Raw genomic sequence first — 13,372 nt, 5'->3', positions numbered from 1 at the left:
GAAATTCCTATGCATCAAGGCACTGTCGTGCAATGCAGCTTCAAGCGGTGCATAAAAGCCGTAATAAGCCTTAAGCAAGCGAAGGTAAAGAGCATGATCCAGCGCGGGTGAAAAAAACGGCATGCGTTTTTCGAGCTTAACGTGAAGCTGACTCGTTTCAGCACGCAGTGCATCAAGCAGTTTCGGCGGGGTAACACATGAAAAACTTGCCGGCATCCAGGAAGGCTCTTGAGTGTGCAATAGACAAAAAACGCATCCGAGCGAAAACAGGCCGCCAAAATACAGATTCGAAGCAAAATCCGACAGTTTTTTCCGGTATTAGCGATGAAATACCATAATCCACCAGAAAAATAGCCAGTGTCTCGGTCAGCTATTTATACCGCCCGAAGAACTTGCTCTTGACTGGTGACGATAGTCGAAAACAGCGCCATGTACGTCTTTAATCCGTGCAGGGTTCACATTGGCAAGCACTTTAACATCATCAAATACAGATGCCATCATTACGCAAGCATACGGCCTTGACCATAGGCTTGCGCAATATCCTGCGCCTGGCGCGGTTCGGGTGATCAACGCACGTTCTGATACAGCATCATTCGCGAGGTTTCATGCAGACCGCGAGTGAGGTCATGCAGCCGCTCGAACTCTTGCGGGTTCTGCTCGGCGACGTTATCCAGCGGCGTGGAGGAAGACAGATCGTGAAGCGTGGGCGAACTGCCATCGTGCTCCATTTGCAGCAGGTAGTTACGGGTAACACCGCCAATCAGCGGGAACGTGCCTTCACGCAGTACCAACGGCACCACACGCTCGCCTTCGGGGGCGGGCTGCTGAATGTCACGGCCCATAGTGCCGCTGGTGAATGGCATACCGGTCATTCCCGCCAGTGTCGGCAGTAGATCCGCAAGGCCGACCGCGTCATCGACTACCCGGGTGCCCAGCAGGCCGGGCGCATGAATCAACAGCGGAACGTTATTGCTCTCCAGCCCCAGTTGTTCGAACGCCGGGGCCATATGCGGGATCTGGCTAATGCGTGTGTTGTGATCACCAAACAGCACAAAGATGGTGTTTTCGTAATAACCGCCCGCCTTGGCCAGTTCCATCAACCGACCGATATTGAAGTCCAGCAGACGCACCGCATTGTATTGCTCCACGCTTCGCGAACCGGCGGCCTGGACCTGCTCCAGTGTCTTGTCGCTGACCTGAAAACCATCGTTGTCTTTGGGGATGGTAAATGGCCGGTGATTGCCAGCGGTCTGTATGTAGGCGAAGAACGGTTTGTCAGCTGGCAACGCGCGCAGAATCCGGTCGCTCTCCTTGAACAGATCCAGGTCGGAAATCCCCCACACATCCACCTGCGGCGACTTCCAGTCGCGCTCATCGTACAGGCGCACGTCATCGATACTGCGGCGGATCAACGCGTTCATGTTGGCCCAACCGGAATTGCCACCAATCATGTACAGCTTCTCGTAGCCCTTGAAGTCATTGATGATGGTGTTTTGACGCGTCAGCAGCGGATGACGCGTGGCCGTTTCCTGCCGGGTCACATCAGGCACCCCGGTGATGCTTGCCCAGACCGTTTTTGCGGTGCCGGTCACCGGCACATAGAAGTGCTTGAAGAACCAGCTTTGAGTCGCCAGGTGGTCCAGATTCGGCGTCGGGTTCAGCGGATTGCCGTAGGCACCGACAGCACTGGTGCCCAGTGATTCAAGCATGACGAACATGACATTCGGCGGCCGCTCGCTGCGCACTCGGTAAGGCTGCACAGGCTGGTGACGCTTGAAGTTCAAGGCCTGCGCATCTGGCTGCTGGACACCCAGATAGCGCGCGACCGACTCATAGTGCTCGCGCACCTGGGCTTCATCGAAGTGGGACTGGGAGACCTTGAGCGTGTCGTACAGGAACAGCGCCGGGTTGAGCCCCAGTGCCGCGACCTGGCTGTTGCCGGAGAAGAATGCATCGCTCCAGCGCAACGGTACGGGATTTTCCAGATTGAGATTCTCGACCCGGCCCAGCAAACCGAGAAAGGTCGCACAGACCACCAGTGCCGAACCCCAGACCACGGACCAGCGATTGAGCGACCGGGCCTGGCGGTCCAGAGTGACACGTTCAAGCCTGAGCAGCGCCCAGCCAAGCGCTGCAACGGTCAGCAACCAGCCGGCAGTGATCCACAGCACCGGATAGGTCTGCCAGAGCATGTCCCGGGAAATCTGCGCATCCTCCAGATAGCGCATCACGCTGGCGTTGAGCCTGACCCCGAGATAGGCGTAATGACCAAAGTCGACGATATGAATCATCGTCAGAACAGCCAGCGCAACAATCAGATAGCCTCGCGCCAGCCAGCGCAAGACCGGCTGGCTGACCATGTTCCAGCGCGGCAACCAGAGCAGCACTGCGACCGGCAGCAGTATCAGCAGCGCCAGACGCAGGTCGAAACGCACGCCGATACCCAGCGTCTGCGCAACCTCGCCATGGGTAAACAGGGCACCCGGCTCGACGCCAGAAAATCCGAAGAAAAACACCCCCCTCAGTAACGCCGACAGCAGGAATACCAACATGACCGCGCCCAGCCAATAATGCAGGCGTCGCGATTGCAACCAACTCATCGTCATTCCTCTAGACATTGCCAGCAGACAGAGTGGCCGAACGGCGCGACTCCGTTGCCCGGCGATAAACAAAACGGATGCCCAGGCTCAGCAAAGCCCCGCAGCAGTACAGGGCGAGAAGCGGGTCAATCAGGTAATCCCAATAATTTTCCGACGGTTTGATACGAAATGTGAATGCCAGCGTCGCAGCAGCCAGCATCACTACAGCCAGCGCATTACGCATCAAGACCAGCCCCAACGCGATAACGGCGACAATGATGATCATCGGTCGCGGATTGTAACCCCAGCGGTAGGGGTCGAAGTAAGTCAGACCCAGCGTGGCCGGATACAACGTCAGCGCCAGCACAGCGAACACCAGCAGCATCACCCATCGCCGGGACACTGCCATCGGTCTGAGCACACTCAATCGCTGCAAGGTCAGCCAGCCCAGCACCACCAGACTGCTGATTGCCAGATCGTCGGTCAGGCTGCGAGCGTACGACGCCATCGACAAACCGTCGAATGAAATAACGCTCAACAGCGAGGTCGCTGCCAGCAGGCCACAGCGCCACCATAACGATGCGGTCAGCGGAGCCAATAGCACAAACAGGGTCCAGGCAAACGCCAGATGAGCCAATCCCAAAGCGATCATAAAAGCTGCTCCGCCAGCCAGGCCTCGTTGAAGCTGACATGTTTGATGAAGGTGTTATTCCACGAGTAGACCAGGTGATACAGGCCGTCCGGGCTGCGGATGAAGTACGGGTATTCGTATTCGAAATCACACCCCTGCGCGGAACAGACACGCTGGTCCAGATTGCTCAGAAACTCGGCTTCCATCGGTTGGCGACGTGCGCCGCTGGAAGCGCGAAAGCCTTCGCCGATGGCAGCCTTGTAGGCTTCCAGGGCAAACGGTGTACCCAGCGGATCGGGTGACTTGTCCAGATCCGGCAGCGGCCGCCAGACCTTCATCTGCTCGTCGGTGCTGTACAGGCTGAGCTTGAAGCGACCTTCGCGCAGATCATTCAACGCCACCAGCAAGCCCTTACCCGGTACGCCGACGGCGGCCAGCGACGAGTTGGGGTTGCTGGGTGTCAGCGGTTGCGGCTCGCTCCAGGTCTGACCGCCGTCTTCGGTACGGCTGGCCAGTACCCGGTGAAACGTCTCGCCGGCATAACGCAGCAAGGCTACGGCGCGTTGGCCGTCCAACGGTACGACGGTGGGCTGCAGGGAATTTTTACCGCGGCTGATGCGAAACTTGTCGATGACTTCGCCATCTGCGCTCAGATACAGGTATTCGGCAAACTTGCCGAGAAACTCGTGATAGACCGGCAGGCCGATCGAGCCGTCGGTATGAAACACCGGCGCGCCACGTACCAGCGTGCTGATGTTCAAAAACGGCGATGTCACCAGTTGCCACGGCGGCGACCAACTGGCCCCCATATCGCTGGACACCATGGCATTGACGGTACTGCCCGCCCAGCCGCCGACCGAGACTGACACGTAGAACAGCCACAGGCGATTGTCCGGAGCCAGCGCGATCACCGGGTTGCCCAGTTTGCGGATGTATTTGCCAGTACCTGACTGAGTGGACGCCCGGGTCGCCAGGACCTGCTCGCCGCCCCATTCACCGTTGGACGCATCGAACCGCGAGGTACGTATTTCAACGTCTCCCGCGCCTTCGCGAGAACCGGCGAACCATACCGACATGAGGTCGCCGCCAGGCAATGCCGTCACGGCTGACGAATGCACGAAATCGTTCAGATCAGAAGACGCGAAACGCGAAATGTAGGATGCCTTGGGTGCCACACTTTCAGCATCGACCGGTGCGGCGCTCACGACAAAGGCAGATATCCGGTGCTGTGGATGGCTTAGCCATTCACTGAGAAAAATCACTACAACAATCAGGCCTGCGCTCCATGCAGTCAGGTTTTGGGAAATAACACGCATCAGGAGGCATCACTGTGATGAAGGGCAAGGAGGTGGTTTCAGCGATGGCGATCTTCAGGTAACGGACGTCGTTTGCCTGTCAGCATCGACAAGGGCAGGTTGTCACGCACTTGAAAGCTTTCGAAGATGGCCGCGGCCATGTGCAGCACTACCAGGGCACACAATGTATTGGCGAGAATTTCATGAGCCTGCAAAGGCCAGTCAGCCCCCCACAAGGCATCGACTTCCTCCATCAGGAAGCCGGTCAGGCCCATGCCGAAGATCAGCGCCATCATGAGTACCATGACCAGCGCACCGAGCGGAGAATGACCGAGCCTGTGTACCGGCTGCCGGTTGATCAGCGACCGGACATGCGCACGCAGGCGAGTCGGGCTCGGCCAGAAATCGCTCCAGCGCGCGCTGGCTGGTCCGATGAATCCCCACACCACTCGCACCGCCAGCCAGGCAACCGCGTAATAGCCCAGCCAGACGTGCCAGTCGTCACCCGCCTCATTGAAGAAGTAATTGGCAACGAAAACACCCGCGATCGAGATATGAAACAGTCTGACCAGCGGGTCCCACAGGCGCAGGGAAACCCGGTTCATTACTTGATCTCGGTCTTGACCGCTTTACCAGTGACCGGATCGTGATAGATCTCGACCTTGCGCTTGTCCTTGTCGAAGCCGTAAATCTCGTAGCAGTTGCCGTCAGTCACTTTGAACTTGCTGATCTCGTAACCCTGAGCCTTGAGCTGCTCCTGGAATTTGGCCTGATCCTGCCATTGGGACTTTTCAGCGGTGGTGCATTGCGGACCGGCAAGGGCCAGCGGGCTGGCCAGCAACAGGGAAACCAGCAGGACTTTACGCATGACAGATACTCACAGGCAGTTAAGGAGCCGCTACTGTGCGAAACCAGTCTTAGGAAAAGCTTAATACGCAACAGCTCGTAACATCTTCCCGGACACACGGCACTTCGCGACGCTGCCTGCTGACGGCATGATGGCGCCCTTCTCACCCTATTCATTGGTCACAACCCTATGCGCCTGCTTCTTGTCGAGGATGATCGTGCGATTGGCCAAGGCATCCGTGTGGCCCTGAACACCGAGGGCTACACGCTGGACTGGCTGGAAGACGGGCTGAGCGCGCTGCACGCCCTGCGCAGCGAACCCTTCGACCTGTTGCTGCTCGACCTCGGCCTGCCGCGCATGGACGGTTTCGATCTGCTGCGCCAGTTGCGCGCCGAAGAGCTTGCCCTGCCGGTGCTGATCCTTACCGCGCGCGACGGCACCGCCGACCGCATTGCCGGTCTGGACGCCGGTGCCGACGACTACCTGATCAAGCCGTTCGACGTGGATGAACTCAAAGCCCGGGTCCGGGCTTTGCTCAGGCGTAGCCAGGGACGTGCGCAGCCGTTGCTGGAACACGCCGGTATCAGCCTCGACCCGGCTTCGCAGCAGGTCAGTTTTCAGGGCAGCGAAGTGCCGATGACGCCAATGGAATATCAACTGCTGCACCAATTGATGATCCGCCCCGGCAAGGTGGTCACCCGCGAGCGCTTGTCCAATACCCTGTATGGCTGGCAGGACAAGGTCGAAAGCAACACTCTGGAAGTGTTGATTCACAACCTGCGCAAAAAACTGTCCACCGAACTGATCCGCACCGTGCGCGGCGTCGGCTACCTGCTGGAGCTCAAGGCATGACCTCGGTACGCGCGCGCATTCTGGTCCCGGTGCTGGTGCTGTTGCTGCTCGGCAACCTGGCGATAAGCCTGCTCGCGCTGCGCGACAGCCATCACGAAATCGAAGAAGTCTACGATGCGCAATTGGCCCAGAGCGCGCGCCTGTTGCAGGGTGTGCTGCGCCAGCGCGCTACGGGTGAGCAGGATCTGGACAAGCTTTATCAGGCGTTCGATCAGGCCATGAGCCGGGTCGGCACCAGTGGCGTTGCCCATCCGTACGAAACCCGGCTGACGTTTCAGATCTGGCGCACGTCGGGCGAGCTTTTGGTGCGTTCGGCCGAAGCGCCGCTGCTCAGTGCGCCTCCCGCAGAAGAAGGCTCGCATGATCTGGTCGAGAACGGGCATGAGTGGTGCGGCTTCCTCCTGGCCGACCCGCAGCAGGGTTTCCTGATCTGGGTCGGTGAGCGCGACGATGTGCGTCAGGACCTGATTCAGCGCATTGTCAGCCACACCTTGTGGCCGACGCTGATCGGCGTGCCGCTGCTGGTGGTCGCGATCTGGCTGGCGATCGGCTGGGGCCTGCGCCCGTTGCAGTCGATGGCCAGGGTCATTCGCCAACGCGATGCCGAAAGCCTTGAGCCGCTCGATGTAACACCGTTGCCCAAAGAGCTCGAACCCATGCAACACGCGCTCAACCGTCTGCTGACCCAGATCGAAAGCGTGCTGGAGCGCGAGCGGCGGTTTATCGCCGACGCCGCCCACGAACTGCGTACACCGCTGACCATTCTGCGCATCCACGCACAGAACGCCCGCCAGGCTGAAACCCCGGAACAGCGTCTGGAGGCACTGGATTTTCTCGTGCACGGCGTCGACCGTGCTGCCCGTCTGGCCAGCCAGTTGCTGACGATGGCCCGACTTGAGCCGCGTCTTGAAGTCAGCCAGTTACAAACCTTTGAACTGAACACTTTGGTGCGCGAGGAAATGGCCGAGCTCACGCCGCTGGCACTGGAGAAGCGTGTCGATCTGGTGTTCGAGGCGGGCGATGACTGCGTGATCCACAGCGACCCATCAGCCATCACCATCGCACTGCAGAATCTGCTGACCAACGCGCTCAACTTCGCCCCGCCGGCCAGCGAGATTCGCGTGATGCTCAACCGCCAGGAAGACGGCAGCGCACATTTGTCAGTCGAAGACGCAGGGCCGGGTATCGACGAGAAACAGAAAGCACGCCTTTTTGAACGCTTCTACAGTCAGGGCCACAGCAATGGCGCTGGGCTGGGGCTGGCGATCGTCGACATGATCGTGCGCAAACTGGAAAGCAGCCTGCACCTGCGCAATTCAGCGCAGGGCGGGCTGTGTGCGGAGCTGCGAATCAAGAGCAGAATGGCTTGAAAGCCAGTCGGCTCAGAGCACCACGCGTAAGCACTGGCCAGCGTGATACAGCGTGAAACCGGCGTCGTAAGCCAGCGTACGCAGGCCATTGGCCGAGACCTTTTTGCTGCTGGAAAAGCTCACCGGCAGCGCAGTTGCGTCGTTGCTCAGCAGGTAATCAGCAAAGCACTTGCCCACCAGCGTTCCGGTGGTTACGCCGCGGCCATTGAAACCGGTCGCGGCCAGCAAGCCGGGCGCAGGCTCGAACAGACGCAGCAAATGGTCGGGCGTGAAACCGATTCGGCCAGTCCAGGTGCTCTGCCACTCAACCCGACCCAACTGGGGAAAGTAGTGCTGCTGGATGCGATCAGCCCACTGACGAATAAACCACAGCGGATAATTGCCAGCGTTGCCAAGGCTGCCCAGCACCAGTCGCCCGTGGGCATCGCGACGAATACTGCTGAGCACCGTGCGCGTGTCCCAGGAACCCTGCCCGCCACGCAGAATGCCCGCCTGCTCGCTGCCGCTGAGCGGCTGTGAAGCGACCTGATAGTAGTAGCCTGCGAAGATGTGATCCTTGACGTCGGTCCACTCACCTTCGGTGTAGGCGTTGGAGGCAATGATGACCTTCTCGGCGCGCACACTGCCCGCGGCGGTGGACACTTTCCAGCCATCGGCAGTGCGTTGCAGCCCGTTGACGGGAGACTCGCCAAACAACTGACCGCCCAGCGCCACAACATTGAGCGCCATGCCTGACACATACGCCATCGGGTTCACCGTACCGGCACGGTGATCGAGCAACGCACCGCTGACCTTGTCGGTGCCACAGGCGTCTTCACAGGGTTTTCCGGTCAGCAGTTCGACCCTGGCACCGCGCCGCTGCCACTGCTCGGCACGGCTGCGCAGATCAGCCAGTCCTTTTGCATTGTGGGCCATGTGCAGGTTGCCGGTGCGGGTGTCCTGACACTCGATGCGGTACTTGTCGATAGTCGAAAACACCAGCGCCGGAGCCGCGCCCAATGCGCTATTGAGGCGGCTGGCCTCGACACTGCCCAATACCTTGTCCAGTTCATCGGGTGCCACCCAGGTGCCTGCATTCACCAGACCGACGTTGCGCCCGGAGCCGCCATGACCAACCTGATGAGCTTCCACCACGCACACCGATTTGCCGCCTTCCAGCAACCGCAACGCCGCCGACAAACCGGTGAAACCTGCGCCGATGATGCACACGTCGGCGCTTCGGTCCCCAATCAAGGCCGGACTGACCGGACGTTGCGGAGTCAATTGTTCCCACAGACAGCCTTCAGCAAACTGCACCATCGAAAAGCTCCAGCAATGTCGGCAATAAGCGCCCGGTTCACATCAGTCGAAAACGATGCCCTGAGCCAGCGGCAACTCGCGGGAGTAGTTGACGGTATTAGTCTGCCGGCGCATGTAGGCGCGCCACGAATCGGAGCCGGACTCGCGCCCCCCACCGGTTTCCTTCTCGCCACCAAATGCCCCGCCGATTTCCGCACCGCTGGTGCCGATATTGACGTTGGCAATACCGCAATCGCTGCCCGCGGCACTCTGGAAAGCCTCGGCCTCACGCAGGTCGGTAGTGAAAATGCACGACGACAGGCCCTGCGGCACTTCGTTGTTCAGGCGCAAGGCCTCTTCGAAGTCGTCGTAAGCCAGCACGTAGAGAATCGGCGCGAAGGTTTCGTGACGCACGACTTCGCTCTGGCCAGGCATTTCGGCAATGGCCGGCGTGACGTAGTAGCCGTTCGGGTATTTGTCCTGCAACTGACGCTCGCCACCGAACACCTGACCGCCCTCGTCGCGCGCCTTGGTCAGCGCATTCTGCATGGCCGAAAATGCTTGCTGGTCAATCAGCGGACCGATCAGATTACCTTCACGAGGATCACCGACACGCACCTTGGCGTAGGCCGCTTTAACCCGGGAAACCACTTCGTCCTTGATCGAGCGATGCACAATCAGACGACGCAGCGTGGTGCAGCGCTGACCGGCAGTGCCCACTGCGCTGAACAGAATGCCGCGCACGGCCAGGTCCAGATCGGCGCTGGGGGCCAGAATCATCGCGTTGTTGCCGCCCAGCTCCAGGATGCTGCGCCCGAAACGGGCAGCAACACGCGGACCGACTTCGCGGCCCATACGGGTGCTGCCGGTGGCGCTGATCAGTGGCACGCGCGGGTCATCGACCAGCGCTTCACCGGCGTCACGATCACCGATCACCAACTGCGCAAGCGCTGCGGGCGCGTCGCCGAAAATCTTTAGCGCCTTGTCGAACAGTGCCTGGCAGGCCAAAGCCGTCAGCGGTGTCTTTTCCGAAGGCTTCCAGATCACCGGGTTGCCGCAGACCAGCGCCAGCGTGGTGTTCCAGGCCCAGACTGCAACCGGGAAGTTGAACGCGCTGATCACACCGACCACGCCCAGCGGGTGCCAGGTTTCACGCATGTGGTGGCCGGGACGTTCGGAGGCGATGGTCAGGCCATATAGTTGGCGCGACAGGCCGACGGCGAAGTCGCAGATGTCGATCATTTCCTGGACTTCACCCAGGCCTTCCTGAGTGATCTTGCCTGCTTCGACCGACACCAGTTCGCCCAGGTCAGCCTTGTGTTCGCGCAGCACTTCACCAAAGATCCGCACCAGCTCGCCACGCCGCGGTGCCGGTACTGTGCGCCACTTCAGAAACGCGCTGTGGGCGCTGTCGATGCGCGCCACGACCTGCTCCTTGCCTTCAAGCGTGACCGAGGCAATCTGGCTGCCATCAATCGGGGTGTAAACCGGATAGTCCCCTTGTGTATGGGCACTGTTCGCCACGCCCAGACGTGCTAATAACTCGGCAACCATGTTGATTCTCCTGTCATGGAAACGGTGGAAATCACTGATGAACCCAGTATTGATCCACTCGGGGCTGACCCACAAACGACGTTTTTGAAAAACATAATTCCTTTTAGGAATGAACTGCCTGCCATTAACAACAACGAAAGCCGCTACATCGGGAATTATTGGAATGACCCGGTGATTTTATTTCGTTTGCAAGCGTTGCCCGATGTTTGTTTGGATAAGGCCATCATGATCCCCCGGAGTCAGGTCCAGGCCGATGAGCGAACACATCAGCGAATCCATTTCGTTTGTCCACAGCATAACGTTGTCCCACGGCCGCAATGCCGAAGTATGGGACACCACCGGCAAGCGCTACATCGACTTTGTCGGCGGTATCGGCGTGCTCAATCTGGGGCATTGCAACCCTCAGGTGGTCACGGCCATTCAGGATCAGGCGGCAAAGCTGACCCACTATTGCTTCAACGCTACGCCTCACGATCCGTATATCCGCTTCATGCGGCAACTGACGGAGTTCGTACCGGTGAGTTACCCGCTCAGCGGCATGCTCACCAACAGCGGTGCGGAAGCGGCGGAAAACGCCTTGAAGATCGTACGTGGCGCGACGGGCCGCACGGCTGTGATTGCCTTCGATGGCGGCTTTCACGACCGAACACTGGCAACCCTGAACCTCAATGGCAAGGTGGCGCCCTATAAACAGAAAGTCGGCGTGCTGCCCGGCCCGGTGTTTCACATTCCGTTTCCCAGCAAGGACAACGGCGTGACCACCGAGCAGGCGCTAAAGGCACTGGAGCGACTGTTCAGCGTAGAGATCGATGTCAACGATGTGGCCTGCATCATCTTTGAACCGGTGCAGGGTGAAGGCGGCTTTCTGGCCATGGAGGCGGATTTTGCTCAGGCGCTGCGAGCGTTCTGCGATGAACATGGCATCGTGTTGATCGCAGACGAAATTCAGTCCGGTTTCGGCCGTACCGGGCAGCGCTTTGCGTTCAGCCGCCTGGGCATCGAGCCGGACCTTATTCTGCTGGGCAAGAGCATCGCAGGCGGCATTCCGCTGGGCGCCGTGGTCGGTCGCAAGCATTTGCTCGACAACCTGCCCAAGGGCGGGCTCGGCGGCACCTATTCCGGCAACCCGATTGGCTGCGCTGCGGGCCTGGCCTCGCTGGCACAAATGACTGATGCCAATTTATCCACTTGGGGTGAACAGCAGGAAAACGCCATTGTTTCGCGCTACAACGCTTGGCAGTCAGGCAAGCTGTCGCCGTACCTGGGCAGGTTGACCGGCGTAGGCTGCATGCGCGGCATCGAACTGATCACAGCGGATGGCGAGCCCGGGACCCGGCAGCTTGCCGACCTATTGGCCTCAGCGAGGGACGCTGGCCTGTTGTTGATGCCCAGCGGCAAGTCGCGGCACATCATCCGCCTGCTGATCCCGCTGACCATCGAGCCCGATGTTCTGCACGAAGGGCTGGATATTTTCGAACGTTGCCTGGCAGCGCTGGCTTGAACACGTACGGAAAAACCATCCTGATGAGCACTGCACGCTTTGCCGACCCGGAACAGATCCGCGCGGGCTTTTCTCGCGCCATGTCGCAGATGTACCAGCACGAAGTGCCGCTGTACGGCACGCTGATGGGGCTGGTCAGCGAGGTCAATGCGCAGGTCATGAGCCGCGACAGCCAGGTGCTGAACAGCCTGCGCCAGACCGGCGAGATCCAGCGGCTGGACATGGAACGCCATGGCGCGATCCGCGTCGGTACGGCTGAGGAACTGGCCACCCTCGCCCGCCTGTTTGCGGTGATGGGCATGCAGCCGGTCGGTTATTACGACCTGACCGAAGCCGGTGTGCCGGTTCACTCCACAGCGTTTCGTGCCGTGCATGAACAGGCGTTGCAGGTCAGCCCGTTTCGGGTGTTTACCTCACTGCTGCGCCTGGAACTGATCGAGAGTGACAGCCTGCGCGAGTTTGCCAGTCAGGTGCTGGCCAAGCGCAGGATCTTCACGCCCGGTGCCCTGGCGTTGATCGACAAGCATGAGACAGACGGCGGGTTGAGCGAGCCCGACGCTGCCGAGTTCATTCAGCAGGCGCTGGAAACCTTTCGCTGGCATAACACGGCGACGGTCTCGCTTGACGAGTACCAGAAGCTCAACGTCCAGCATCGCCTGATCGCTGATGTGGTGGCGTTTCGTGGCCCGCACATCAACCACCTCACCCCGCGCACGCTTGACATCGATGCGGTGCAAAGCGGCATGCCCGGCAAAGGCATCACGCCCAAGGCCGTGGTTGAAGGGCCACCGCGTCGCCAGTGTCCGATTCTGTTGCGCCAGACCAGCTTCAAGGCGCTTGAAGAACCCATTACGTTCATTGGTCAGTCGGGCAGCCACTCGGCACGCTTCGGCGAGATCGAACAGCGTGGCGCTGCACTGACCCCCAAAGGTCGCGAGCTGTATGACCGGCTGCTGAACAAGGCCCGCGACGCGCTGGGTGAGCTCCCCAATGAGGCGAATGCCCTGCGCTATGCCGAACTGCTGGAAAACACGTTCGAGGCGTTTCCGGACAGCCACGCTGAAATGCGCAGGCAGGGCCTGGCCTACTTCCGCTATTTCCCGACCGAATCAGGTATTGCCGAGCATGCATCCGGCAGTCTGGAACAGCTTGTCGACGCAGGTCATGTGCGCTTCGAGCCACTGGTGTACGAAGACTTTTTGCCGGTCAGTGCGGCGGGCATTTTCCAGTCCAACCTGGGCGATAACGCACAGGCGCACTACGCGACGAATTCGAATCAGCAGGATTTCGAGCAGGCACTGGGACGCGGGACGCTCAACGAACTGGACCTGTATGCCGACACCCAGCGGCGCTCACTGGAGGAATGCGCCAGGGCGCTGGAACTGAGCAGTCCCGCCTACTAATTAGTGAGAGCGACAGGGGCTGCACGATAGTTGAATTATCCGTACTGAACCGCCCCGGGTTT

General features: G+C 59.9%; 12 protein-coding genes. 4 read left to right on the top strand and 8 right to left on the bottom strand.

Features of this window, described 5'->3' with window-relative positions; all coding sequences use genetic code 11:
• The 6 genes from ALO64_RS07225 to ALO64_RS07200 form a co-directional block, all read right to left on the bottom strand.
• Positions 1–216 (bottom strand): biliverdin-producing heme oxygenase (locus tag ALO64_RS07225; RefSeq protein WP_162232062.1); only part of this gene is annotated, 216 nt, incomplete at its 3' end.
• 350 nt (positions 217–566) lie between these two features.
• On the bottom strand, positions 567–2,600 hold the full coding sequence (locus tag ALO64_RS07220) for an LTA synthase family protein (protein WP_044345080.1): 2,034 nt from the start codon (positions 2,598–2,600) through the stop codon (positions 567–569).
• 10 nt (positions 2,601–2,610) lie between these two features.
• A complete protein-coding gene (locus ALO64_RS07215) occupies positions 2,611–3,231 on the bottom strand; it encodes a hypothetical protein (protein WP_044345079.1) in 621 nt (206 codons plus the stop codon).
• A complete protein-coding gene (locus ALO64_RS07210) occupies positions 3,228–4,526 on the bottom strand; it encodes a sialidase family protein (protein WP_044345078.1) in 1,299 nt (432 codons plus the stop codon). Before ALO64_RS07210 ends, ALO64_RS07215 begins: the two co-directional genes overlap by 4 nt.
• 38 nt (positions 4,527–4,564) lie before the next feature.
• The gene (locus tag ALO64_RS07205; RefSeq protein ID WP_004660667.1) at positions 4,565–5,110 is read right to left on the bottom strand and encodes a cytochrome b/b6 domain-containing protein; all 546 of its coding nucleotides are present in this window, start codon (positions 5,108–5,110) and stop codon (positions 4,565–4,567) included.
• Complete coding sequence (locus ALO64_RS07200) at positions 5,110–5,373, bottom strand: PepSY domain-containing protein (protein ID WP_002554361.1); 264 nt, start codon at positions 5,371–5,373, stop codon at positions 5,110–5,112. The genes ALO64_RS07205 and ALO64_RS07200 overlap by 1 nt, the downstream gene beginning before the upstream one ends.
• A gap of 168 nt (positions 5,374–5,541) precedes the next feature.
• Between ALO64_RS07200 and ALO64_RS07195 the strand changes: the two genes are divergently transcribed.
• Positions 5,542–6,204 carry a response regulator gene (locus ALO64_RS07195; protein ID WP_002554362.1) on the top strand — a complete coding sequence of 221 codons (663 nt, stop codon included), beginning with the start codon at positions 5,542–5,544 and terminating at the stop codon, positions 6,202–6,204.
• Entirely contained in the window at positions 6,201–7,574 is a 1,374-nt protein-coding gene (locus tag ALO64_RS07190) for a sensor histidine kinase (RefSeq protein WP_005733800.1), read from the top strand. The genes ALO64_RS07195 and ALO64_RS07190 overlap by 4 nt, the downstream gene beginning before the upstream one ends.
• Before the next feature lie 12 nt (positions 7,575–7,586).
• Here the strand turns inward: ALO64_RS07190 and amaA are convergent, their stop codons facing one another.
• Positions 7,587–8,873, bottom strand: a complete 1,287-nt coding sequence (amaA, locus tag ALO64_RS07185) for an L-pipecolate oxidase (RefSeq protein ID WP_002554364.1) — start codon at positions 8,871–8,873, stop codon at positions 7,587–7,589.
• A 42-nt stretch (positions 8,874–8,915) separates the two neighbouring features.
• Positions 8,916–10,406 carry an L-piperidine-6-carboxylate dehydrogenase gene (gene amaB, locus ALO64_RS07180; RefSeq protein ID WP_005733799.1) on the bottom strand — a complete coding sequence of 497 codons (1,491 nt, stop codon included), beginning with the start codon at positions 10,404–10,406 and terminating at the stop codon, positions 8,916–8,918.
• Positions 10,407–10,659: 253 nt separating this feature from the next.
• Here amaB and ALO64_RS07175 point away from each other — a divergent pair, with 253 nt between their 5' ends.
• Together ALO64_RS07175 and hglS are read left to right on the top strand one after the other, a co-directional pair.
• Positions 10,660–11,907, top strand: coding sequence for a 2-aminoadipate transaminase (locus tag ALO64_RS07175; RefSeq protein ID WP_044345077.1), 1,248 nt, complete (start codon positions 10,660–10,662; stop codon positions 11,905–11,907).
• Positions 11,908–11,930: 23 nt separating this feature from the next.
• A complete protein-coding gene (gene hglS / locus ALO64_RS07170) occupies positions 11,931–13,310 on the top strand; it encodes a 2-oxoadipate dioxygenase/decarboxylase HglS (protein ID WP_044345081.1) in 1,380 nt (459 codons plus the stop codon).
• Positions 13,311–13,372 lie beyond the last annotated feature (62 nt).

It is taken from the genome of Pseudomonas meliae, assembly GCF_001400515.1.
Taxonomy (GTDB): domain Bacteria; phylum Pseudomonadota; class Gammaproteobacteria; order Pseudomonadales; family Pseudomonadaceae; genus Aquipseudomonas; species Aquipseudomonas amygdali.
Note: the sequence above shows the minus strand (reverse complement) of the source record. Positions and strands in the feature narration are given on the sequence as shown.

What these genes read in the sequence shown, in the direction of transcription:
- ALO64_RS07220 (WP_044345080.1), bottom strand. Translation starts at nt 2,600, where the DNA reads ATGAGTTGGTTGCAATCGCGACGCCTGCATTATTGGCTGGGCGCGGTC.
- ALO64_RS07215 (WP_044345079.1), bottom strand. Translation starts at nt 3,231, where the DNA reads ATGATCGCTTTGGGATTGGCTCATCTGGCGTTTGCCTGGACCCTGTTT.
- ALO64_RS07210 (WP_044345078.1), bottom strand. Translation starts at nt 4,526, where the DNA reads ATGCGTGTTATTTCCCAAAACCTGACTGCATGGAGCGCAGGCCTGATT.
- ALO64_RS07205 (WP_004660667.1), bottom strand. Translation starts at nt 5,110, where the DNA reads ATGAACCGGGTTTCCCTGCGCCTGTGGGACCCGCTGGTCAGACTGTTT.
- ALO64_RS07200 (WP_002554361.1), bottom strand. Translation starts at nt 5,373, where the DNA reads ATGCGTAAAGTCCTGCTGGTTTCCCTGTTGCTGGCCAGCCCGCTGGCC.
- ALO64_RS07195 (WP_002554362.1), top strand. Translation starts at nt 5,542, where the DNA reads ATGCGCCTGCTTCTTGTCGAGGATGATCGTGCGATTGGCCAAGGCATC.
- ALO64_RS07190 (WP_005733800.1), top strand. Translation starts at nt 6,201, where the DNA reads ATGACCTCGGTACGCGCGCGCATTCTGGTCCCGGTGCTGGTGCTGTTG.
- amaA (WP_002554364.1), bottom strand. Translation starts at nt 8,873, where the DNA reads ATGGTGCAGTTTGCTGAAGGCTGTCTGTGGGAACAATTGACTCCGCAA.
- amaB (WP_005733799.1), bottom strand. Translation starts at nt 10,406, where the DNA reads ATGGTTGCCGAGTTATTAGCACGTCTGGGCGTGGCGAACAGTGCCCAT.
- ALO64_RS07175 (WP_044345077.1), top strand. Translation starts at nt 10,660, where the DNA reads ATGAGCGAACACATCAGCGAATCCATTTCGTTTGTCCACAGCATAACG.
- hglS (WP_044345081.1), top strand. Translation starts at nt 11,931, where the DNA reads ATGAGCACTGCACGCTTTGCCGACCCGGAACAGATCCGCGCGGGCTTT.